Origin of the sequence: Streptomyces sp. NPDC001137, from assembly GCF_040298885.1 — a bacterium.
Taxonomy (GTDB): Bacteria; Actinomycetota; Actinomycetes; order Streptomycetales; family Streptomycetaceae; genus Streptomyces.
In genome coordinates, this window is sequence record NZ_JBEPBA010000017.1 from 56,405 (window position 1) to 76,524 (window position 20,120).

Sequence of the window (20,120 nt, forward strand, 5' to 3'; positions counted from 1 at the left end):
ACGGAAACTCAGTTGGAGGTGGGGAAGTTGAAGCCCGCGCTGACCTGCTGCTTGGGCTGGGGCCAGCGAGTGGTGACGACCTTGGGGCGGGTGTAGAAGCGGATGCCTTCGGGGCCGTGGATGGGGGAGTCGCCGATGAGGGAGTCCTTCCAGCCGCCGAAGGAGTAGTAGGACATCGGGACGGGCACCGGTACGTTGATGCCGATCATGCCGACCTTGATATGGCGCTGGAAGCGGCGGGCTGCTTCGCCGGAGGCGGTGAACAGGGCGGTGCCGTTGCCGTAGGGGTTGGCGTTGATGACGTCGATCGCCTCGTCCAGGGTCTCGACTCGGAGGATCGCCAGCACCGGGCCGAAGAGTTCCTCCTTGTACGCCGCCATCTCGGTGGTGACGTGGTCCAGGAGGGAGGGGCCGGTGAAGAAGCCCTCGGCGTAGGCGGGGTCGTCGAGCTTGAGACCGCGGCCGTCGACGACGACGGTGGCGCCCTGGGTGGCGGCGACGCCGACCGAGCTCTCGACGCGCTCCTGGGCGGCCTTGGTGACCAGCGGCCCCATCTCGGTGCCGGGCTGGTCACCGGGGCCGACCTTCACCTCGCGGGCCTTGCGCTCCAGCACCTGCACGAGTCCGTCGGCGGCGTCGCCGACGGCGACGGCGACGGAGACGGCCATGCAGCGCTCGCCGGCGGAGCCGTAGGCGCCGGCGGTGATGTGGTTGGCGGCGAATTCGAGGTCGGCGTCGGGCAGGACGACGGCGTGGTTCTTGGCGCCGCCGAGGGCCTGGACGCGCTTGCCGTGCGCGGTGGCCTGTTCGTGCACGTACTTGGCGATCGGCGTCGACCCGACGAAGGAGACGGCCTCGATGCCGGGGTGGGTGAGGATCGCGTCGACCGCGTCCTTGCCACCGTGCACCACGTTGAAGACACCGTCGGGCAGTCCGGCCTTCTTGTACAGCTCGGCGACGAAGTTCGCGGCCGACGGGTCGCGCTCACTCGGCTTCAGGATGAAGGTGTTGCCGGTGGCGATGGCCATGGGGTGCATCCACAGCGGCACCATCGCGGGGAAGTTGAACGGGGTGATGCCGGCGACGACGCCGAGGGGCTGGCGGAAGTTGTGCACATCCACGCCACGCGAGACCTGGTCGGAGAAGGAGCCCTTGAGGATGTCGCCGAGGCCGCAGGCGAACTCGACGACCTCGCGGCCCCGGGTGATCTCGCCGCGGGCGTCGTCGACGGTCTTGCCGTGCTCGGCGGAGATGATCCTGCCCAGCTCCTCCTCGTGCTCGAGGAGCAGCTGGCGGAAGGCGAACATCACCTGCGTGCGCTGGGTGAGCGACGATTCCGACCAGGTCTCGAAGGCGGCAGAGGCAGCCTGGACGGCCGCGTCCACGTCGGCCGCGCCGCCGAGGACGACCTGGGCCTGCTCGGCGCCGGTGGCCGGATTGAAGACCGGCTGGGTGGCTGTGGCGGTGCCCTGGACGGGAGCGCCGTTGATCCAGTGCTGGATGGTGGTCACGGTGCGGGTTTCCTTTGCGGGGACGGGACTTACAGGTAGTGGCGCTGGTTCTGCTTCTGAGCGGCGTACGTCTCGTAAGCGGAGCGCGTGGTGTCGAGGGCGGAGGTCTGGCTGACGGGGACGTCCCACCAGCCGTGGCCAGGCGGGTTGGGGCCGTAGAGGTCGGTCTCGACGTGGACGACGGTCGTGCGGGTGGCGGCCTTGGCCTTCTCCATCGCCGCCCGGAACTCCTCCACCGACGTGGCGTGCAGGACGTCCGCGCCGAGGGAGGAGGCGTTGGCGGCGAGGTCGACCGGGAGGACGTCGCCATCCAGTAGGCCCGAATCACCGTCGCGGAAGCGGTACTTGGTGCCGAAGCGCTGGCTGCCGAGTGACTCCGACAGCGAACCGATCGACGCGAAGCCGTGGTTCTGGACAAGCACGATGATGACCTTCAGTCCCTCGGAGACCATGGTGACGATCTCCTGGGCCATCATCAGGTACGAGCCGTCGCCGACCAGCACGACGACCTCGCGGGTCGGGTCGGCCATCTTGGCACCGGCACCGGCGGCGACCTCATATCCCATGCAGGAATAGGCGTATTCGACGTGGTAAGCCTTCGGGTCTCTGGCGCGCCACAGCTGCTGCAGGTCGCCGGGCATGGAGCCGGCAGCGTTGATGACCACGTCACGGTCGCCGAGGACCTCGTTCAGGGCGCCGAGGATCTGCGTCTGGGCGGGCAGATCACCGGTGTTCCGCTCGGGAGCAAAGCACTCGTCCTCGATCTGCCGCGTCCGGGCGATCAGCCGGCGGATGTGACGGCGGTAGGTCTCCTCGACCTCCCAGCCGTCCAGCGCTCCGGCGAGGGCCTGGATGCCGAGCCGGGCGTCGGCGACCAACGGCTCCGCCGAGTGCTTGACGGCGTCCAGGCGGGCCACGTTGAGGTTGACGAAGGCGACGTCCGGATTGCCGAAGCCGGTGTGGCTGGCGGTGGTGAAGTCGGAGTAGCGGGTGCCGATGCCGAGCACCACGTCCGCCTCGCGGGCGAGTTCGTTGGCGGCATACGAGCCGGTGGAGCCGATGCCGCCGGCGGCGTAGGGGTGGTCCCAGGGGACGGCGCCCTTGCCGGCGTGGGTGTCGGCGACCGGGACCCCGGTGGCTTCGGCGAACGCGCGCAGCACGGTCTCCGCACCGGAGTACACGGCACCGCCGCCCGCCACGATCAGCGGCTTGCGGGCATTGCGCAGCAGACGGGCGGCCCGCTCGACGGCGGCCGCCTCCGGCACCGGGCGGCCCACGTGCCACACCCGCCGCTGGAAGAACGACAGCGGCCAGTCGTACGCCTCGGCCTGCACGTCCTGCGGCAGCGCGAGGGTGACGGCCCCGGTCTCGACCGGGTCGGTCAGCACCCGCATGGCCGCGAGGGCGGCCGGGATGAGCTGCTCGGGGCGTGAGATGCGGTCGAAGTACTTGGATACGGCGCGGAAGGCGTCGTTGACGGTGACGTCGCCGCCGCGGGTGTCCTCCAGCTGTTGCAGCACCGGGTCGGCGGCGCGGGTGGCGAACATGTCAGAGGGCAGCAGCAGGACCGGCAGCCGGTTCGTGGTGGCCAGCGCCGCGCCGGTGATCATGTTGGTGGAGCCGGGGCCGGTGGAGGCGGTGCAGGCGAAGGTGGCCAGCCGGTCGCGCATTTTCGCGTAGGCGACGGAAGCGTGGACCATGCCCTGCTCGTTGCGGGCGAGGTAGTAGGGCAGGTCGGCCTCGCCGGTCGTGGCCGCTTGCAGCAGCGCCTGGCCGATGCCGGCCACGTTGCCGTGGCCGAAGATGCCCCACACCCCGGGGATGAGGCGCTGCTCCTGGCCGTCGCGCTCGCTGTACTGGTTCGCCAGGAAGCGCACCAGGGCCTGAGCGGTGGTCAGTCTGATCGTGTTCATCAGTGGTTCTCCTCGGCGCCGAACGGCAGCCGGTCGTCGACGTCCTGGGCGTCCCAGGTGGTGCGGACCCAGCCGTGGGCGGGGTCGTCGCAGATGAGCCAGGCACGGTCCTGACCGGGACCCGCCATGACGTTGAGGTAGTACAGGTCGTAGCCGGGCGCCGCGATCGACGGGCCGTGCCAGCCGTGCGGGATCAGCACCGTGTCGCCGGAGCGGATCTCGGCCAGCACGTCGATCGGCCGTGCTTCGGTGCCGTAGACCCGCTGGTAGCCGAAGCCGTTCTCGCCGCCGGAGACCTCGAAGTAATAGATCTCCTCCAGCTCCGACTCCTGGCCGGGCCGGGCCTGGTCGTGCTTGTGCGGCGGATACGACGACCAGTTGCCGCCGGGTGTGAGGACCTCGCAGACCAGCAGCTGCTCGGCGTCGAAGGTGCCGGGCAGGCAGTAGTTGTTCACCTGCCGTGAGCAGGCCCCGGCACCGCGCAGCTCCACGGGCACGTTCTCCTTGGACCCGTACCGGGCGGAGAGTGAGCTCCGCCCGGTACGGGCGCTGGGCAGTGCGAACCGTCCGCCGGTCGCGCTGCTGATCAGGGCCTCCGACTCGCGGGGGAGGTAGGCGAAGTCGGTGACTGAGGCGAACACGCCTGTCCGGCCGGTGAGTTCGAAGGCAGTGCCGTCCGTGGTGACGGTGCAGGAGCCCGTCAGCGGCAGGACCAGGAACTCGGAGTCTTCGGTGGACAGGGCGTGTGCCTGGCCCGGCTTGAGGGTCAGGATCCTGAGGCCGGAGTGTCCCCAGCCCGCCGACTCCGGCGTGACCAGGAGGTCATAGGGGCCATCGGAAGAAGTCCCCGACGGCAGGTGGTACTTGCTCACAGCAGGCTCACCGCCTTGTCCACCGCACCGGCGACGTCACCGTTCGAGGGGTAGAGCAGAGACCGGCCCACGACGAGCCCCTGCGCGGTCGGCTGCTTGAGCGCCTTGCCCCATGAGGCGAAGGCCGCGTCCGCGTCCTTGACCTCGCCGCCCAGCAGCAGCGCCGGGAGGGTGGAAGAGGCCAGCACCCGTTCCATGTCCTCCACCACCGGAAGCTTGAGCCAGGTGTAGGCGGTACGCCGGCCGAGCCCCGAGGCGATGGTGACGGACTTGACGACGGCATCGGTGGACAGATCGTTGTGGATCTTCCCGTCCTGCCAGGCGGACAGGAACGGCTCGACCATCGCGATGAGCTGGCGGTCATTCAGCTCATCGATCGCGCGGGCACTGTTCTCCAGGGCGGCCGGTGTGGCGGGGTCGCCCAGCGCGATGCGGGTGAGCATCTTGCCGCCGTCGAAGCCCATCGCGGCGATGGTCTCGGCGTCGTAGCCGGTGAACCGGTCGTCGATCTCGAACACCGACCCGGCGAGCCCGGCCCGGTTCATGGAACCGAAGACGCTCTTGCCGTCGAGGACGCCGAGCAGCAGGAGGTCCTCGAGAATGTCGGCGGTGGCCAACACCCCCGTCACCCCGGGGCGTTCCAGGGCGGTGCACAGCCGGTCGAGGAGCTCGAAGCGGTCGGCCATGGCGGTCGGGTCGGAGCCGACACCGTTCGCGCCCCGGGCCGGATGGTCGGCGGCGATGATCATCGCCTTGCCGTGCTCGCCGAGCAGGGAGGGAGCCTTCACCCGGCGCGCAGCGGCGGCCGCGACGGCGCCGGGGTCGCCCACCCGGGCGTTCACGATCCGGCTCACATTCTCGGACAGCACGTCGTCACACCTCTTGCTGGGAGTCGTTGGTGGATGTTCCGGCCGCCTCGCCGAGCTTGGCGTCGACCTCGGCCTCGGTCGGCATCGCGTCGGAGCAGGAAAGTCGGCTCGCGACAATGGCGCTGGCGGCGTTGGCGAAGATCACGGTGCGGCGGGTGTCCCAGCCCGACAGCAGGCCGTGGCACAGCGCGCCGCCGAAGGCGTCTCCGGCGCCGAGCCCGTTGACGACCTGCACCGGAACCGGCGGGATCTCGGCGGTAGCACCGTCCCGGTCCATGGCCAGGACCCCCTTGGGGCCCTGCTTGACTATGGCCAGCTCCACTCCGGCGGCCAGTAGCGCCTTCGCCGCCGCATACGGCTCACGCTCACCGGTGGCCACCTCGCACTCGTCAAGGTTGCCCACAGCAACCGTCGTGTGCCGCAGGGCCTGCGCGTAGAACCCGCGCGCCTGGTTCGGGTCGGCCCAGAACATCGGCCGCCAGTCCAGGTCGAAGACCGTCGTCCCCGCCTTGCCCCGGCGAGCGAGGGCGGCCAACGTGGCCGAGCGGCTCGGCTCCTCGCTGAGCCCGGTACCTGTCACCCAGAGGACCGCCGCGTCCCGTACTGCCCCCAGGTCCAGCTCACCAGCGGTGATGTCCAGGTCGGGGGCCTTCGGGAGCCGGTAGAAGTACAGCGGGAAGTCATCCGGTGGGAAGATCTCGCAGAAGGTCACCGGCGTCGGTGCGATGTCCGACGTACCGACGAACCGGCTGTCGACGCCGTAGCTCTCCAGTGCCTGCCGGACGAAGTCCCCGAACGGGTCCCTGCCCGTCTTTGTGATCACAGCCGAGGAGTGCCCGTACCGGGACGCGGCCACCGCCACATTGGTCGGGCTACCCCCGAGATACTTGCCGAACGAGGTGACCTCCGCCAGCCCCACGCCGGTCTGAAGTGGATAGACATCCACTCCCACGCGGCCAATGGTCAGCACTTCGAACGGCATGACACTGATTTCCCTTCGCTCCGGAGACTCCGGGGGTGGAGAGGTGGACTCGGCGTCTCAGCCGGTTGCGCCCGTCGGTGGCGGAGACGTGTGGGCGGGGCCGGCCGCCACGGGTGTCAGGAGGCGGCTTCCTTGATGACTGCCACGGGTGCGGTGAGGTCGGCCTCTTCGGGGAGTTCCTCGACGTCGACGCCGCGGACCTGGGACAACTCGTGCTTGAGCGCGGCGAGTTCGGCGCCGCCCGCCATGTGGTTGGTCAGCTCCTCGAGCGTGATCTGGCTGCGCTCGGCGGAGAGTTCCATCGTGCCCAGGCGCAGCACGCTGAAGTGGTCGCCGACCATGTAGGCGTGGTGCGGGTTGTGGGTGATGAAGATGACCCCGAGTCCGCGGTCGCGGGCGGCGGCCACGTACTTGAGGACGACACCGGACTGCTTGACGCCGAGCGCGGCGGTGGGCTCGTCCAGGATGAGGACGCGGGCGCCGAAGTAGACGGCGCGGGCGATCGCGACACACTGGCGCTGGCCGCCGGACAGGGTGCCGATGGGCTGTTCGAGGTCGTCGAGGATGATGCCCATGTTGCGCAGTTCCTCGTCGGCGGTCTTCTTCATCGCCTCGATGTCCAGGCGGCGGATCGGCCAGGGGCCCTTGGTCATCTCGGAGCCCAGGAAGAAGTTGCGCCACACCGGCATCAGCGGGACCACGGCGAGGTCCTGGTAGACGGTCGCGATGCCCTTGTCCAACGCCTCGCGCGGGGTGGAGAAGCGCACCGGTTCGCCGTCGACGAGGAACTCGCCCTCGGTGTGCTGGTGCAGTCCGGAGATGATCTTGATGAGAGTGGACTTGCCGGCGCCGTTGTCGCCGAGCACACAGGTCACCTGGCCGGGATGCACCGTCAGGCTCACCCCGTGCAGGGCACGTATGTTGCCGTACGCCTTGCCCGCGTTGCGCAGTTCGACGACCGGGGAGTCCTTCTCGGGGGCCCTGTCCGCGAGGACAGCGCCGTGGGTGCCGGTTTCGTTGGTTGTCATTCGGGTCACCTCCGGGTCGCTGTGCGCTGGACCCACAGATTGATCAGGACGGCGCCAAGGAGCATGACGCCGAGGAAGGCCTTGAACCAGTCGGGATTCCAGCCGGCGTAGACGATGCCCTGCTGCACCATGCCGAACATGAACGCGCCGAAGACCGGGCCGATCGCCGAGCCGTAGCCGCCGGTCAGCAGGCAGCCGCCGATCACCGCGCCGGAGATGTAGATCAGCTCGATGCCGACGCCCTCGCCGGACTGCACGGTGTTGAACGAGAACAGTTGGTGCATGCCGACGAACCAGGCGCCGACGCCGACCAGCATGAACAGCGAGATCTTCGTGAAGGCGACCGGAACGCCGACCGCGCGGGCCGACTCCTTGTTGCCGCCGACCGCGAAGATCCAGTTGCCGTACTTGGTGCGCAGCAGCACCCAGGTGGCGATCGCCGCGAACAACAGCCACCAGAAGACGGTGATCTTCACCTGGACGCCGCCGATGTCGAAGCTGGAGGCGAAGACCTTCTTGGCCTGGTCGAAGCCGTCCATGGTGCTGATGTCGTCGGTGGCGACGTTGCCGGTGACCAGCTTGGTCACCGCGAGGTTGACCCCTTGCAGGATCAGAAAGCTGCCCAGGGTGACCAGGAAGCTCGGCAGTCCGGTCTTGACGACCATCCAGCCGTTGAAGAAGCCGATCGCCAGCGACACGATCAGGGCGGCGATGACGCCGACCCAGACGTTCATGCTCAGCTGGTAGGCGGTCATGCTCGCGGTCAGCGCCGAGGTGATCACCCCGACGCCGGCCGACAGGTCGAACTCGCCGCCGATCATCAGCAGTGCCACCGGGACGGTCACGATGCCCAGGGTGGAGGACTGGTAGAGGATGTTCGCCATCGAGCTGGCGTCGCGCACCGGCGGCGCCGCGATCAGGAAGAACACGTAGACGGCCACGGCACCGAGGAAGACGCCCACGTCGGGGCGGGCCAACAGCCTTACGATCATGGACCGTTCGGCGGTGCGCCCGTCGGTGTCCTTGGGGCCGGGGGCCGGCGGTGTGGTCACCGCCGGCTCGGCGTGCTGGGTCATGCTCGTCACCGGGTTCCCTTTGCGGCGAAGGCGGCGACCTTGTCGACGTTGGACTTGTCGACGAAGGCAGGGCCGGTCAGCACGGGCTGCTCACCGCCGCCGCTGTAGTTGCCGTTGTTCTTGTAGAGCCACAGCGCGTCGACGGCCAGGTAGCCCTGGAGGTAGGGCTGCTGGTCGACGGCGAACTGGATGGAGTTCTCCTGGATGGCCTTGATGAGGTCCTTGTTGAGGTCGAAGGTGGCGACCTTCGCCTTGCTGCCGGCGTCCGAGACCGACTGCGTGGCGGTCAGCGCGATCGGCGCGGCAAGCGTGACCACCTCGTCGATGGACTTGTCTGCCGAGAGCTTGGCGGTGATCGTCGACTTCACCGACGGCATGTCGGTTCCGTTGACGTAGAGGACGTCGGTCTTGCCGGAGAAGGTCTTCTTCACGCCGTCGCAGCGCTGGGTCAGGGCGATGTTGCCCTGTTCCTGGACGACGCAGACGGCGTGCTTGGCACCGATGTCACTGAGCTTCTTGCCGAAGGCCTCGCCCGCCACGCTCTCGTCCTGGCCGAAGTACTCCAGGAGGCCCAGACTCTTCCACTGGCTCAGGCCGGCGTTGAGGCCGGTCACGGGTATGCCGGCCTGCTCCGCCTTGGCCAGGACGGACTTCATGGCGTCCGGCTTGGCCAGCGTGACGGCAATGCCGTCGACCTTCTGGTCGATCGCGTTCTGCACCAGGTTGGCCTGGTTGCCCGCGTTGGGGTCGGCGGAGTAGATGAGCTTGATGTTGTCCTTGGCCGCGGCGGCCTCGGCGCCCTTGCGGACGGTGTCCCAGAAGGTGTCGCCGGGGGCCTGGTGGGTGACCAGCGCGACGGTCATGCGGGGCGTGGTGGCCTTGCCCGCCGACGCGCCGTTCGCGGTCTCCTCGGACTTCTTGCCGCCTGAGCTGCTGGAGCAGCCGGTGGCGAGAAGAGCGCCGGTGAGAACGGTGGCGGCCAGTGCGGCGGCTCTGTGGTGTCTGTGCATGTCCCTTGCACCTCGCTGTGCTGATCAGGGTGGGAATGGGGTTCCGGCCTCGGGAGGGCCGCGCCCGGCCGAGTGACGCGGGCGAGCGGTTGATGAGAACGCCGTGTGCGGCGGAACGTGTCGTCTGCGGCAGCCATCGGGTGTGTGCGGCTCGGCAGCATCTAGAACGTGCTACTAGTACGTTCTAGATGCCCGTACTATCGAATGCCCTGTCGGCGGTGTCAAGAGATTTGTCAGGACGTATCGACAACATGGACTGCCTGGCCGCCGACGTGATCTCGGGATGTCGTGGTCCAGCGAGAGCTACGGGTACCGATGCCCAACGGGGTCGACCTGTCGGCCGATCTCCCGGCACCACGATGCCTCCGATGACAACGGTGGCGGAGCTTCCACGGACGGCGTCGCCAAGGTGGTTCAGCAGTGTGGTGCCCTCAACGGAGCACGAGGAGGCGCCGTCGAGGGCGACGATGCCGTACTCATAGGTCTGGTCGGCGACTTCCGAGACATCCGAAATCACCCGGCAGCGAGCGGAGTGATTCACGGTCGCGCTGTCCTAGGAGGAGAGCGTCTGGGGCAGCGACAGCTTCTCCACGTGTGCCGGCCGTACCTGGAACATCACTTCGGCGCGGCTAACTGCAGGTGGTATCCGGTTATGACGCCCATTGCTCCGGCTCCGACGAGCAGTAGGTGGGGGACAGCGACGCGTCGTAGGGCACAGGTGTTCCTCTTTGTGGGTGAGAGGAAGAAGCCCGGAGGCCAGCTCCGCGTGCGCGACTGTTTGCTTGGACGCTTTCGTCGCGCGGGCCGACCGATGACGTACAGGGCCGCACTCAGGCACGGCCGAGCAGGGGGGCCGCCTTCCACGGCCAGGGCCGGCGAACGGTGACGGCCGAGCTGACGTTTCCGAGGGCGTTGTGCGAGCGTGAAGGTGCGGGCGGCGCGGCTTGGCTCGGGCTCAGGATTCAAGGAACTCGAGTGCCCTTGCCACGAATTCATCGTGGTACTGGAAGATCCCCCCGTGTCCGGCATCCGGGTAGAGGGGCACGAGTTCACTCCTGGGCAGGCGGGCGGCCAGGTCGAGTGTGTTGTGGCTGGGCACCATGCGGTCGTTCTCGCCGTTTGCCACGAGCACCGGTTGACGAATCTCCGACAGGTCCGACGGCGCCTGACGGCCCCATTGTCTGATGGCCCTCAGCTGGGCTCGGAACGCCCGCAATGAGATGTCCTTGTCGCGGTGGTGCGTGCGCTCCTTCAGCCGTTCCAGCAAGGCCCGTCCCGCCCGCCGACCGCCCTCGGTTTCGGTGAAGAAGAGGGAGAGCTTGGGATCCTGGCGGGTCAGGGCGCCCTTGAGCGTGGCCTGGAGGGTGAGCGCCGGGACCTTGTCGATGCCGGGGCCACCGGCGGGGCCTGTGCCCGCCAGGATGACCTTACGGATGAGGTGAGGTTCTTGTTCCGCGATGACCTGTGCGATGAAGCCGCCCATCGACAGGCCGAGCAGATCGACCTGGTCGAACCCGAGGGCTCGGATGAACAGCACCGCGTCGCGGGCCATCGCCTCGATCGTGTCCGGCGTGGAGCCGCTCGATCCGCCCACCCCGCGGTTGTCGAAGGCGATGACCCGGCGTCGTGCGGCGAGTCCGTCGACGACGCGCGGGTCCCAGTTGTCCAGGACCCCGGCCAGGTGAATCAGGAGGATCAGCGGTACGCCGTCCTCAGGGCCGAGTTCCCGGTAGGCGAAGTCCTCGCCGCGGACGGACACGGAGCGGGTCGGCGCGTTCTGGTACGACGACGAGGGCGAGGAGGACGGTGAATTCCGCGGTGTGTTCATGTCCAGGTCCTTCTGTAGCGAGTTTCAAGGACGGAGTTCTCTTCGCCGGCGCCCGATGCACTGCACCGACACTGTCGACCAGGTCACACAGTGGTGGGTACCGACCCATGTCATCCGGCTCGTTCTGATCACACCCGGCATCCGCCTCGCCGAGCGCTGAGGCGGCGCCAACCGAGGGACATTGGATTACACTCATAATACTGTGCATGAAGACGATGGATGGCAAGCGGGCCCCCGCAGTCGACCGCACTCCATGGTGCGCAAATGAACGCCGCCGAGTGAGGGGATACCGCTCCACCTGGCACGGCACCTCGCCGCCGAACGGGCGGCCGTCGGAGCCTCGAATCCATTGAAGTACGATCGAAATGTAAAATGATAAGAGTGCCCGCCAAGAGCAAGCAGCCTCTCCGACGAGCAAAGGAGCGCGCGGTGCGCTACGGGAAAGAGCACAAGCAGGCGACCCGGCAGCGGATCATCGAGGCGGCCGGTCGCCGGTTCAAACGGGACGGCATCGACGGCTCGGGCATCTCAACCCTCATGACGGACGCGGGGCTGACCAACGGCGCCTTCTACACCCATTTCACGTCGAAAGACGACCTCGTGGCCACCGCGGTCTCCGACCAATTGCAGGCGCAGAACGCGAGGATCGTCGCGCAGGCGGCACCCGGGCGCGCAGGACTTGAGCAGATCGTGCGCCGGTACCTGTCCGCCCAGCATCGCGACAGCTCCGACGACGGCTGCCCCTCCGCCGCCCTGCTCGACGAAATCCGGCGCTGCACAGACCCGACCAAGCAGGCTTACACCGACGGCGTACTGATGGTCATCGACGGCATCGCCGCCCGCCTGGCACCCGACGATCCCCTCTCGGTCCGCACCAAGGCGCTCGGCGCCTACGCCATGATGGCCGGGACGCTCCAGCTCTCCCGAGCCCTCACCGACCGGCAGCTTGCCGACGAACTGCTCGAACAGGGCATCCACAACGCCCTCGCCCTGCTGGGCGTGGAGCACGGGCACTCCAGCCCCGCGATGTGACACACCCGCACCCCTTGGATGGTTCCGACCCGGAACTCGGTCGACCTGGCGCGCGAGTGCCGAACGGCGAGTTGGTCCTCTACCCCGACGCCGGCCATGGCGGCATCTTCCAGTTCCACGGGCAGTTCGTGGAGACGGTTCTCGAGTTCCTCGAGCGGCAAAAGGCGTGCGGTGCGGTCGTAGTCTGGGCCGAGGGTGGTGCCTCAGGGGCGTGGCGCCCTTTGGGCGAGCGGCTCGAGGCGCCCGTTCACTGACGCGACCTCGCCTTCCGCCTCACCCCATGAACGCGAGAGCGTTCTCGATCCCCAGCTCAAGGACCTCATCGGCGCGCTTCTGGTCGGACAGGGCGCGGGACAGCTGCATCGTCCCCACCAGCATGGTGAACAGCCCGATGGCCTTGGCCTGAGCGGACCGCGGGTCCTCGGGTGTCAGGCGGGCGGAGATCTCCTCCAGGATGGCCCGCGCGCCATCGCTGTAGGCCTGCCTGGTCCCGTCCTCGCAGCGGCCGATCTCGTCGAGAAGGGCGGCGGAGGGGCATCCGAGGCCGGGGTGGTCCCGGTGCTCGGGAGACAGGTACTCGCGGATGAGGTCCTCGAGTCCCGGGCGGCCGGGCCGCAGGGTGCTGTAACTCGCGACCTGCGTGTGCAGTTCTTCGGCCACCACATGGGCGACGAGGTCGTCCTTGGACGCGAAGTGGGCGTAGAAGGCTCCGTTGGTGAGCCCCGCGTCCGCCATCAGCGTGGAGATACCCGAGCCGTCGATGCCGTCCTGCTTGAACCGGTGGCCGGCCTTTTCGATGATGCGTCGCCGCGTCACCTGCTTGTGCTCCTTGGCGTAGCGCACCACGAGCTTTCTCCGTTCGCTCCGTAAGGCCATGCTTCGCACTCAAGGGTAATCCATGGCCTGACGCACGTAATATCATGACCGGCGACCCCATGACCGGCGTGCTCACGACCGGATGCGGGCACCGGGTCCGAGTCGGGCGGTGACTTCCGCGGGGCTGAGGGTGGAGTGCTCCGCGGAACACTCGACGACGACGCGGACCGGGGCGTCGCAGTCGGTGTGACGGATGTCCAGTACGGGCCCCTCGGGGCCGAGGGCGTACGCCTCGCCCCACTGGCTCAGCGCCATCAGGACAGGCCACAGATCCCAGCCCTTGCGGGTCAGGCGGTACTCGTTGCGGGAGCGGCTGCCCGGCTCCTGGTAGGGGACGGTCTTCAGGATGCCGGCCGCGATCAGCTTCCGGAGGCAGTCGCCGAGGACGGCTTCAGACAGGCCGATGTGGCGGTGGAAGTCGTCGAAGCGGCGGCCTCCGTTGACGGCGCCACGCAGGATCAGCAACGTCCATTTCTCTCCGACCACGTCGAGCGCGCGCTGGACGGGGCAGTTCTCCGTGCTCGCCTCAAGCCACTCCATCCCGCCAGCGTAAGGGTCTGGCTTCGGCATCGACTGTCAGGCGAGCGGGAAACTAGCTTCGTTTTCAAAAGTCAGATGGAAGGTGCCCGGTCGTGGGACGAACGCGTACGTATCAATGGGAAGATCCCGCGATCCTGGCGGAAGCAGCCGGACGCATGGCCGGCATCGACTTCCTGCGTGAGTTGCAGGCGTGGCGACTGCCGGCGCCGCCCATCAATTACTCCATCGACTTCACTCTGAGCGAGGTGGAGCCCGGCAGGGCGGTCTTCTCCCTGACGCCGGGTGAGGAGCACTACAACCCGATCGCCGGCGTGCACGGCGGCATCCACGCCACCCTGCTCGACTCGGCGGCTGGTTGCGCAGTCCAGTAGACCCTTCCGCAGGGCGTTGCGTACACCTCGCTCGACCTCACGGTGAAGTTCCTGCGACGGATCACCGTGGACACGGGCACGGTACGCGCCATCGGCACGGTGGTCAGCAAGGGCCGTCAAACCGCCCTGGCCCAGGCGCAGTTGGTCGACGGCACGGACCGTCTGCTCGCCCATGCCACCAGCAGCTGCATGCTCTTCCCGGTGCCACCACCCTCGCAGGGGTGAGCCTCGGCGGCGACCGGTATCGGTCCGGGCCGTGACGTCGCACTGCCTCGATCGCGGCGCAGAGCGCCGGGGTGTGAGGTGAAACCGCTGCGGCGCACGTCGGTCGCGGCCCGTAACTCCTCGGGCCGCCGGCCTCCGTGCGCCGCAGCTGTGTCGAGGCGGCGAAGGTGGTGGTTCCCTCGGGCGCCGGGCTGCTCTTCGTCAGGCGGCGTGGGTGGGGTAGTCGGTGTAGCCGGCCGCGCCGCCGCCGTAGAAGGTGGCGGGGTCGGGGGTGTTCAGGGGCGCGCCGGAGCGTACGCGCTCGACGAGGTCCGGATTGGCGAGGGCCATGGTGCCGACGGTGACGACGTCGGCCAGACCGTCTTCGATGTCCTTGGCGCGGGTGGCGATGTCGGCACCGGCCCGGTTGAGGATCAGCGTGGTCGGCCACAACTTGCGGAGGGTGGCGAGGAGTTCCTCGTCGCCGCCGTGGCCGATGTGCAGGTAGGCGAGGTTGAGGGGGGCGAGGCCGCGCAGGAGGTGCGGGTAGAGCTCGTGAGGGTCGCTCTCCGCGAGGTCGTTGAGCTTGAAGGGGTTGCCGGGAGAGATCCGGATGCCGGTGCGGCCGGCGCCGATCTCGTCGGCAACGGCCGTGGCGACCTCCACCGCGAAACGGATGCGGTTGTCGAGGGAGCCCCCGTACTGGTCGGTGCGCTGGTTGGTGCTGGGGAAGAGGAACTGGTTGACCAGGTAGCCGTTGGCCCCGTGGATCTCGACGCCGTCGGCGCCGGCCGCGATGGCGGCCGCGGCGGCGCGCCGGAAGTCGTCGACCGTCGCGGCGACCTCCTCGGTGGACAGTTCGCGCGGCTCCGGCATCTCCTGGAGCCCGGACGGGGTGAACGTCTGGCCGCCCGGCTTGATCGCGGAGGGTGCCACCGGCTGCCGGTGGTGGGGGGTGTTGTCCGGGTGGGAGATGCGCCCGGTGTGCATCAGCTGGATGACGATGCGTCCGCCGGCCTTGTGTACGGCGTCGGTGACCTTGCGCCAGCCGGCGATGTGATCCTCGGTGTAGATGCCCGGGGTCACCGGGTAGCCCTGGCCGTCGGCGGAGGGCTGGGTGCCCTCGGTGATGATGAGCGCGTGCGAGGCGCGCTGGGCGTAGTACTCGGCGTTCAGCTCGGTCGGCACGCCGTCCGGGGTGGCCCTGCTGCGGGTCAGGGGGGCCATGGCCAGCCGGTGCGGCAGGGCGATCTCTCCGACGACGGTCGGGTTCCACAGGGCGTTGAGCATGGGTCATTCCTCAGGTGGTGTGTGGTGGTGCCGAAAGGGGCGGGGGCGGACACCGCGTGGACCTGGACACCTGGCTCTTCTGCCTCCGGGTCCGAAGACGCACCCGCCCTGCGCCCGCAGGTCGAGTCGCAGTCGGCAGTGGCCTATCAAATTACGATCGTAATACTAAGCGGTCGGGTGGGCTGTGGCAAATGGGTCCCGGCAGGGGGCACGAAGCCGCGCGGCGCAGCTCGCGCAAGGACCTCACGCCAGAGCGGTGGGAGTTCCGCAACGGCAGCTGGAACCGCCTGCTCCGCCTGGATGACCTTGTCCTTGCGGGTGTGCCCTGCGCTCCAGTATTCGGTGGGGTGGGCGACGAGGAGCAGGCCGCGGCCGCCGCCGTCGAGACCTGGGCGCGGCGCAGGTGCGGGGCGGTGCTGCTGGCGTCGGAGATTCGCTCGTCAGGGCGGACTGAAGGATCATCCGCAGTTTGACAGGGCTCTTGCCGTAGCGGATGGCGGTCGTCACCAGTTCGGTGACCACGAGTTCACTGACCGCGAGTTCGGGGGGTGAAGGCCAGTTCCTCCAGCTCGCAGAGGGCGGTTCGTGAGGTGTTGTCCGTTTGCGGGTGAGGTTGGGGCAGGGCTGCTGGTCGCGGGGGCTCGGTCGGCTACTGCTTTCTGGTGAAGCTGCCGGCGTCGGCCTCGGTGAGGACGTCGAGCCTGACGAGGCGTTTCAGCTTGGCGCGGGTGCCATCGATGTTCTTCGGCAGCGGTTCGTGGTCGAGGGCTTCGCAGACATCACGGGCCCGGAGGGGGCCGGTGACCTCGTTGAAGACGGCGAGGATGCGGGGGGGTAGTCCGGGTGCTCGGGCAGGTCGGGCGCGGCGGTCTGGGCCGGGAGACGGTCAGCGAGAGCAGTGATGGTCTTCCGGTTGATCGTCAAGTGTTCGTCATCACCGACGCGGCGCTTTCTGCCGCACATGCTGCGCCCCGTTCTCCGCCGTGACGTTCACGGCTGACGGCGTGCCCCCGTGCTCGACCGGTAGGCCGCCACACGATCCCACTCGCCTCGGAACTTGCTTGCGGCCTCTCGGTCGCTCCGATAGCATTATGATCGTAAGGTAATGAGTGGTCGTCCTCCCCGTGATGACGCTCGTGACCGGCGGGTCCCGGGCTCGGAAGGGGTGGTCGCACTCGCGCACGTCGGAAACGTGCCAGACCCTGCTCGTCCAACCCGCCTGTTCGATCCGATTCCCCTGTCCGTCACCGGGGCGGAGCCGCTCCGTCCATCCACATTGGAGAAGCACATGTCTTCCTCGAACGCCGAGCCCCGAACGTCCGCCGCCGACTTGCACCGGCTTGCCGATGAGTACGTCAGGCGCGTCAACCTGCGCGACCTCGACGCCCTGTTCGCCCTGTACGCGCCGGACTTCCGCAACCACGCCGCCGACGGCACCACCACCGGCCTCGAGGAGGCCCGCGCGGTGCTTGCGTCGTTCCTCGACGCGGTCCCCGACTTCGCCGCCACACCGGTCCGTGTCATCGCCGAGGACGACTGGTTCGCGATCAGCTTCATCCTCACCGGCACGAACACCGGGTCCTTCAACGGCACTCCCGCCACCGGCCGATCGATCAAGGTGCTGGAGGTCCACATGTTCAAGGTGGCCGACGGGAAGCTCACCGACCACTGGGGCCTCATCGACCTGGCGACGCTCTTCGCCCAGTTGCAGTCCTGAGAGGGTTACGTGAGTTGATGCCTGTTTCCCCCTTTCGGGAGGGGCAGGCGGGCCGGCCGCAGCGTCGCCGGGCGGCTACGGCCGCGGCTGGGTGAACAAACCCTGCCCGGTCTCGACCAGGATTCCGCGCTCGGTCAGCCGCTTGAGCTTCAGGCGGGTGTTGTTGAAGGTGTTGGCGATCTCCATGTCCATCGCCTCGCACACCTGCCGCGCCCGCAGCGGAGCGTCGGCCGCGGTGAATACTGCCAGGATCTGCCGGTAGGCCGGATGGTCGGGCAGCTTCGGCGCCGGCGGCGCGGGTGGCTGCGGATCGGGCAGCTCCAGCAGTGTCTTGCGGGTGATCCGGATCTCCTCAGCGGCCCTGCCAAGCTCGTCCAGCCGTGCGGTCAGCTGCTCGATCTGCTCTCCCGTCGTCTCGGCCTGCGCGGCGATCTCCCGTTCCCGCTCCTCCAGCCGGGCCAGCACCGCCCCGAGGGTCAGCTCCCCGCCGGTCATGTGCTGCGCCAAGCCGCGCTTGCGGCCCGGTACTTTATTGCCGCATCACACCCCGTCGACTCCGCGGGCACCCGGCCGCCGCATGCATGCTCTGGGTGTCGAGCACCACCAGGCTCGGGTCCGCTTTCCGTCGTGCCTTCTCCCGCACCTGCCGGCGCAGCAGGTTGTGGATGGTCCGGTCGGTGCCGTCGTCGCGCCACTTGGCGAAGTCGGTACATCACCGCGCCGCCCGGCGGCAGGCCGTGTGGAAGCAGGTCCCACTGGCGGCCGGTGCGGCTCTGGTAGAGGAGTGAGTTGACGATCTCCCGCATCTCGTACCGTCCCTGGTGGCCGCTGACCGAACGGTGTGCGGCCTTCCACGCGACAATCACCGGCTCGATATCTCAGGTGGTCAGTTGATCGGATGCCTGGACGCGGGCCGTGGACGCGGGCCGTGGAGACGACTGCCAGGTCACTGGGGAGACCCAGGTCGCGTGATCGGCGTCAAAGGCTCCGGTGGGGCAGTCCGCCGGGCGCTACCGCCCACCGCAAGCCAGGGAAGGCGACAGCCGATCACGGGGTGTGACCGGCGCGGCGGAGAACAGGGCGCAGGGTCTCGATGACACCGGGGTCGTCCACGGTGGAGGGGATGGGTTCGTCGTGGCCGTCGGCGATGCCGCGCATCGTCTTGCGGAGGATCTTTCCCGAGCGAGTCTTGGGCAGGGCGGCCACGACCGTGACGTCCTTGAGGGAGGCGACGGCGCCGATGCGCTCGCGTACGAGCTGGACGAGCTCGGCCTCGACCTCGCCCGGTCCGCGGTCGCTGCCGGCTTTCAGGACGACGAAGCCGCGCGGGATCTGTCCCTTGAGTTCGTCGGCGACGCCGATGACGGCGCATTCGGCGACGTCGGGGTGGGCGGCCAGGGCCTCTTCCATGCTGCCGGTGGACAGCCGGTGTCCAGCGACGTTGATGACGTCGTCGGTGCGGCCCATGACGAAGACGTAGCCGTCGTCGTCGAGGTGGCCGCTGTCGCCGGTGAGGTAGTAGCCGTCGTAGGCGGAGAGGTAGGAGGCGACGTAGCGGTCGTCGTCTTTCCAGAGCGTGGGGAGCGCGCCGGGCGGCAGGGGAAGCCTCACGACGATCGCGCCGTCGACGCCCGCGGGTACCGGCTTGCCCGAAGCGTCGAGGACGCGGACGTCCCAGCCCGGCAGCGGGCGGGTCGGGGAGCCGGGCTTGAGGGGAGCGGCTTCGATGCCCACAGGGTTGGCGACGATGGGCCAGCCGGTCTCGGTCTGCCACCAGTGGTCGATCACCGGGACGCCCAGCAGGTCGCTCGCCCAGTGATAGGTCTCGGGGTCGAGGCGTTCACCGGCCAGGAAGAGATAGCGCAGGTGGGAGAGGTCGTAGCCGGCGGTGAGCGCCCCCTTCGGGTCCTCCTTCCTGATCGCCCGGAAGGCGGTAGGCGCCGTGAACATGGTCTTGACCCGGTACTCGGCGGCCACCCGCCAGAACTGGCCCGCGTCCGGGGTGCCGACCGGCTTGCCCTCGTACAGCACCGTGGTCGCGCCGACCAGCAAGGGCGCGTAGACGATGTACGAGTGGCCGACGACCCAGCCGACATCGGAGCCGGTGAACATGGTCTCGCCCGGGCCCACGTCGTACACGGCCCCCATCGACCAGTGGAGGGCGACCGTGTAGCCGCCGCAGTCACGCACGACTCCCTTGGGCTTTCCCGTGGTTCCGGAGGTGTAGAGGATGTAGAGGGGGTCGGTTGCGGGGACGGGAAGACAGTCGGCCGGTGGCGCGGTAGCCACCAGGTCGGCCCAGTCGAGATCGTGAGGCCCCAACTCGGCCGTCTCCTCTGGGCGTTGCAGGATCACGCTCTTCTCCGGCTTGTGGCCCGCGAGCTCGATCGCCTCGTCGAGCAGGGGCTTGTACGCGATGACCCGCTTGCCCTCGATGCCGCAGGAGGCGGAGACGACCACCTTGGGGGCGGCGTCGTCAATGCGGAGGGCGAGTTCACGAGGGGCGAACCCGCCGAAGACGACCGAGTGGACCGCGCCGATGCGTGCGCAGGCCAGCATCGCGACAACGGCCTCGGGGACCATCGGCATGTAGATGACCACGCGGTCGCCGTGTCCCACGCCGAGCTGTGCGAGGGCTCCGGCGAAGGCCGCCACCTCGTCCCTCAGCTGTTCGTAGGTGTAGGTGCGCCGGGTGCCCGTCACGGGGGAGTCGTGGACGAGCGCGGGTTGCTCGCCCCGGCCGGCTTCGACGTGCCGGTCGAGCGCATTGAAGCAGACGTTGAGCCGTCCGCCGGGAAACCAGCGGTAGAAGGGTGCGCCCGAGGAGTCCAGAGCGCGTCGCGGAGCGACATCCCAGTCGATGCCTTCCGCTGCCTTCAGCCAGAAGCTCTCCGGGTCCTCGGTACTGGAGCGGAAGACATCTTCGTATGTTCCCATCGCGCACTCCTTTGTGGCATCAAGGGACGGTGATGTGGCTGGGTACGGAACCGTGTCGGACACA

Annotated in this window: 17 protein-coding genes and 1 pseudogene; 3 read left to right on the forward strand and 15 right to left on the reverse strand. The window is 68.5% G+C overall.

Translation table 11 applies throughout. The annotated features are described in order from the left end of the window. Positions 1–8: 8 nt before the first annotated feature. From ABT254_RS29595 to ABT254_RS29635, 9 genes are all read right to left on the reverse strand, one after another. Positions 9–1,511: a CoA-acylating methylmalonate-semialdehyde dehydrogenase gene (locus tag ABT254_RS29595; RefSeq protein WP_351476449.1), complete on the reverse strand. Its 1,503-nt coding sequence runs from the start codon at positions 1,509–1,511 to the stop codon at positions 9–11. Between the two features lie 29 nt (positions 1,512–1,540). Beyond that, the gene (gene iolD, locus ABT254_RS29600; protein ID WP_351476452.1) at positions 1,541–3,424 is read right to left on the reverse strand and encodes a 3D-(3,5/4)-trihydroxycyclohexane-1,2-dione acylhydrolase (decyclizing); all 1,884 of its coding nucleotides are present in this window, start codon (positions 3,422–3,424) and stop codon (positions 1,541–1,543) included. Continuing rightward, positions 3,424–4,296: a 5-deoxy-glucuronate isomerase gene (gene iolB / locus ABT254_RS29605; RefSeq protein WP_351476455.1), complete on the reverse strand. Its 873-nt coding sequence runs from the start codon at positions 4,294–4,296 to the stop codon at positions 3,424–3,426. Before iolB ends, iolD begins: the two co-directional genes overlap by 1 nt. Beyond that, positions 4,293–5,165: a Cgl0159 family (beta/alpha)8-fold protein gene (locus tag ABT254_RS29610; RefSeq protein ID WP_055705500.1), complete on the reverse strand. Its 873-nt coding sequence runs from the start codon at positions 5,163–5,165 to the stop codon at positions 4,293–4,295. The genes iolB and ABT254_RS29610 overlap by 4 nt, the downstream gene beginning before the upstream one ends. 4 nt (positions 5,166–5,169) lie before the next feature. Then, the gene (gene iolC / locus ABT254_RS29615) at positions 5,170–6,147 is read right to left on the reverse strand and encodes a 5-dehydro-2-deoxygluconokinase (protein WP_351476458.1); all 978 of its coding nucleotides are present in this window, start codon (positions 6,145–6,147) and stop codon (positions 5,170–5,172) included. 116 nt (positions 6,148–6,263) lie between these two features. After that, positions 6,264–7,175 (reverse strand): ATP-binding cassette domain-containing protein, encoded by a 912-nt coding sequence (locus ABT254_RS29620; protein WP_351476461.1) that lies wholly within the window; start codon positions 7,173–7,175, stop codon positions 6,264–6,266. 5 nt (positions 7,176–7,180) lie between these two features. Then, a complete protein-coding gene (locus tag ABT254_RS29625; protein ID WP_351476785.1) occupies positions 7,181–8,251 on the reverse strand; it encodes an ABC transporter permease in 1,071 nt (356 codons plus the stop codon). 5 nt (positions 8,252–8,256) lie between these two features. Beyond that, positions 8,257–9,261 carry a substrate-binding domain-containing protein gene (locus tag ABT254_RS29630; RefSeq protein ID WP_351476464.1) on the reverse strand — a complete coding sequence of 335 codons (1,005 nt, stop codon included), beginning with the start codon at positions 9,259–9,261 and terminating at the stop codon, positions 8,257–8,259. Between the two features lie 955 nt (positions 9,262–10,216). After that, on the reverse strand, positions 10,217–11,089 hold the full coding sequence (locus ABT254_RS29635; RefSeq protein ID WP_351476467.1) for an alpha/beta fold hydrolase: 873 nt from the start codon (positions 11,087–11,089) through the stop codon (positions 10,217–10,219). A gap of 429 nt (positions 11,090–11,518) precedes the next feature. Between ABT254_RS29635 and ABT254_RS29640 the strand changes: the two genes are divergently transcribed. After that, positions 11,519–12,121, forward strand: coding sequence for a TetR family transcriptional regulator (locus ABT254_RS29640; RefSeq protein ID WP_217236372.1), 603 nt, complete (start codon positions 11,519–11,521; stop codon positions 12,119–12,121). A 273-nt stretch (positions 12,122–12,394) separates the two neighbouring features. On the opposite strand, the gene ABT254_RS29645 is transcribed toward ABT254_RS29640, so the two are convergent. Then, positions 12,395–12,967 (reverse strand): TetR/AcrR family transcriptional regulator, encoded by a 573-nt coding sequence (locus ABT254_RS29645; RefSeq protein ID WP_109005513.1) that lies wholly within the window; start codon positions 12,965–12,967, stop codon positions 12,395–12,397. Positions 12,968–13,069: 102 nt separating this feature from the next. Continuing rightward, positions 13,070–13,537, reverse strand: coding sequence for a winged helix-turn-helix transcriptional regulator (locus ABT254_RS29650; RefSeq protein ID WP_351476472.1), 468 nt, complete (start codon positions 13,535–13,537; stop codon positions 13,070–13,072). Between the two features lie 92 nt (positions 13,538–13,629). Here ABT254_RS29650 and ABT254_RS29655 point away from each other — a divergent pair. Next, positions 13,630–14,133 (forward strand): annotated as a pseudogene (locus ABT254_RS29655) (PaaI family thioesterase). Between the two features lie 201 nt (positions 14,134–14,334). Here the strand turns inward: ABT254_RS29655 and ABT254_RS29660 are convergent. After that, on the reverse strand, positions 14,335–15,402 hold the full coding sequence (locus ABT254_RS29660; protein WP_351476475.1) for an alkene reductase: 1,068 nt from the start codon (positions 15,400–15,402) through the stop codon (positions 14,335–14,337). Between the two features lie 1,288 nt (positions 15,403–16,690). Here ABT254_RS29660 and ABT254_RS29670 point away from each other — a divergent pair. After that, positions 16,691–17,119 (forward strand): ester cyclase, encoded by a 429-nt coding sequence (locus ABT254_RS29670; RefSeq protein WP_067257740.1) that lies wholly within the window; start codon positions 16,691–16,693, stop codon positions 17,117–17,119. 75 nt (positions 17,120–17,194) lie between these two features. Here ABT254_RS29670 and ABT254_RS29675 read toward each other — a convergent pair whose 3' ends face one another. The 3 genes from ABT254_RS29675 to ABT254_RS29685 form a co-directional block, all read right to left on the reverse strand. Continuing rightward, the gene (locus ABT254_RS29675) at positions 17,195–17,614 is read right to left on the reverse strand and encodes a hypothetical protein (protein ID WP_351476478.1); all 420 of its coding nucleotides are present in this window, start codon (positions 17,612–17,614) and stop codon (positions 17,195–17,197) included. Beyond that, a complete protein-coding gene (locus ABT254_RS29680) occupies positions 17,611–17,985 on the reverse strand; it encodes a transposase (protein WP_351476481.1) in 375 nt (124 codons plus the stop codon). The genes ABT254_RS29675 and ABT254_RS29680 overlap by 4 nt, the downstream gene beginning before the upstream one ends. Positions 17,986–18,166: 181 nt before the next feature. Then, positions 18,167–20,056 (reverse strand): propionyl-CoA synthetase, encoded by a 1,890-nt coding sequence (locus ABT254_RS29685; RefSeq protein WP_351476484.1) that lies wholly within the window; start codon positions 20,054–20,056, stop codon positions 18,167–18,169. Between the last annotated feature and the right edge of the window lie 64 nt (positions 20,057–20,120).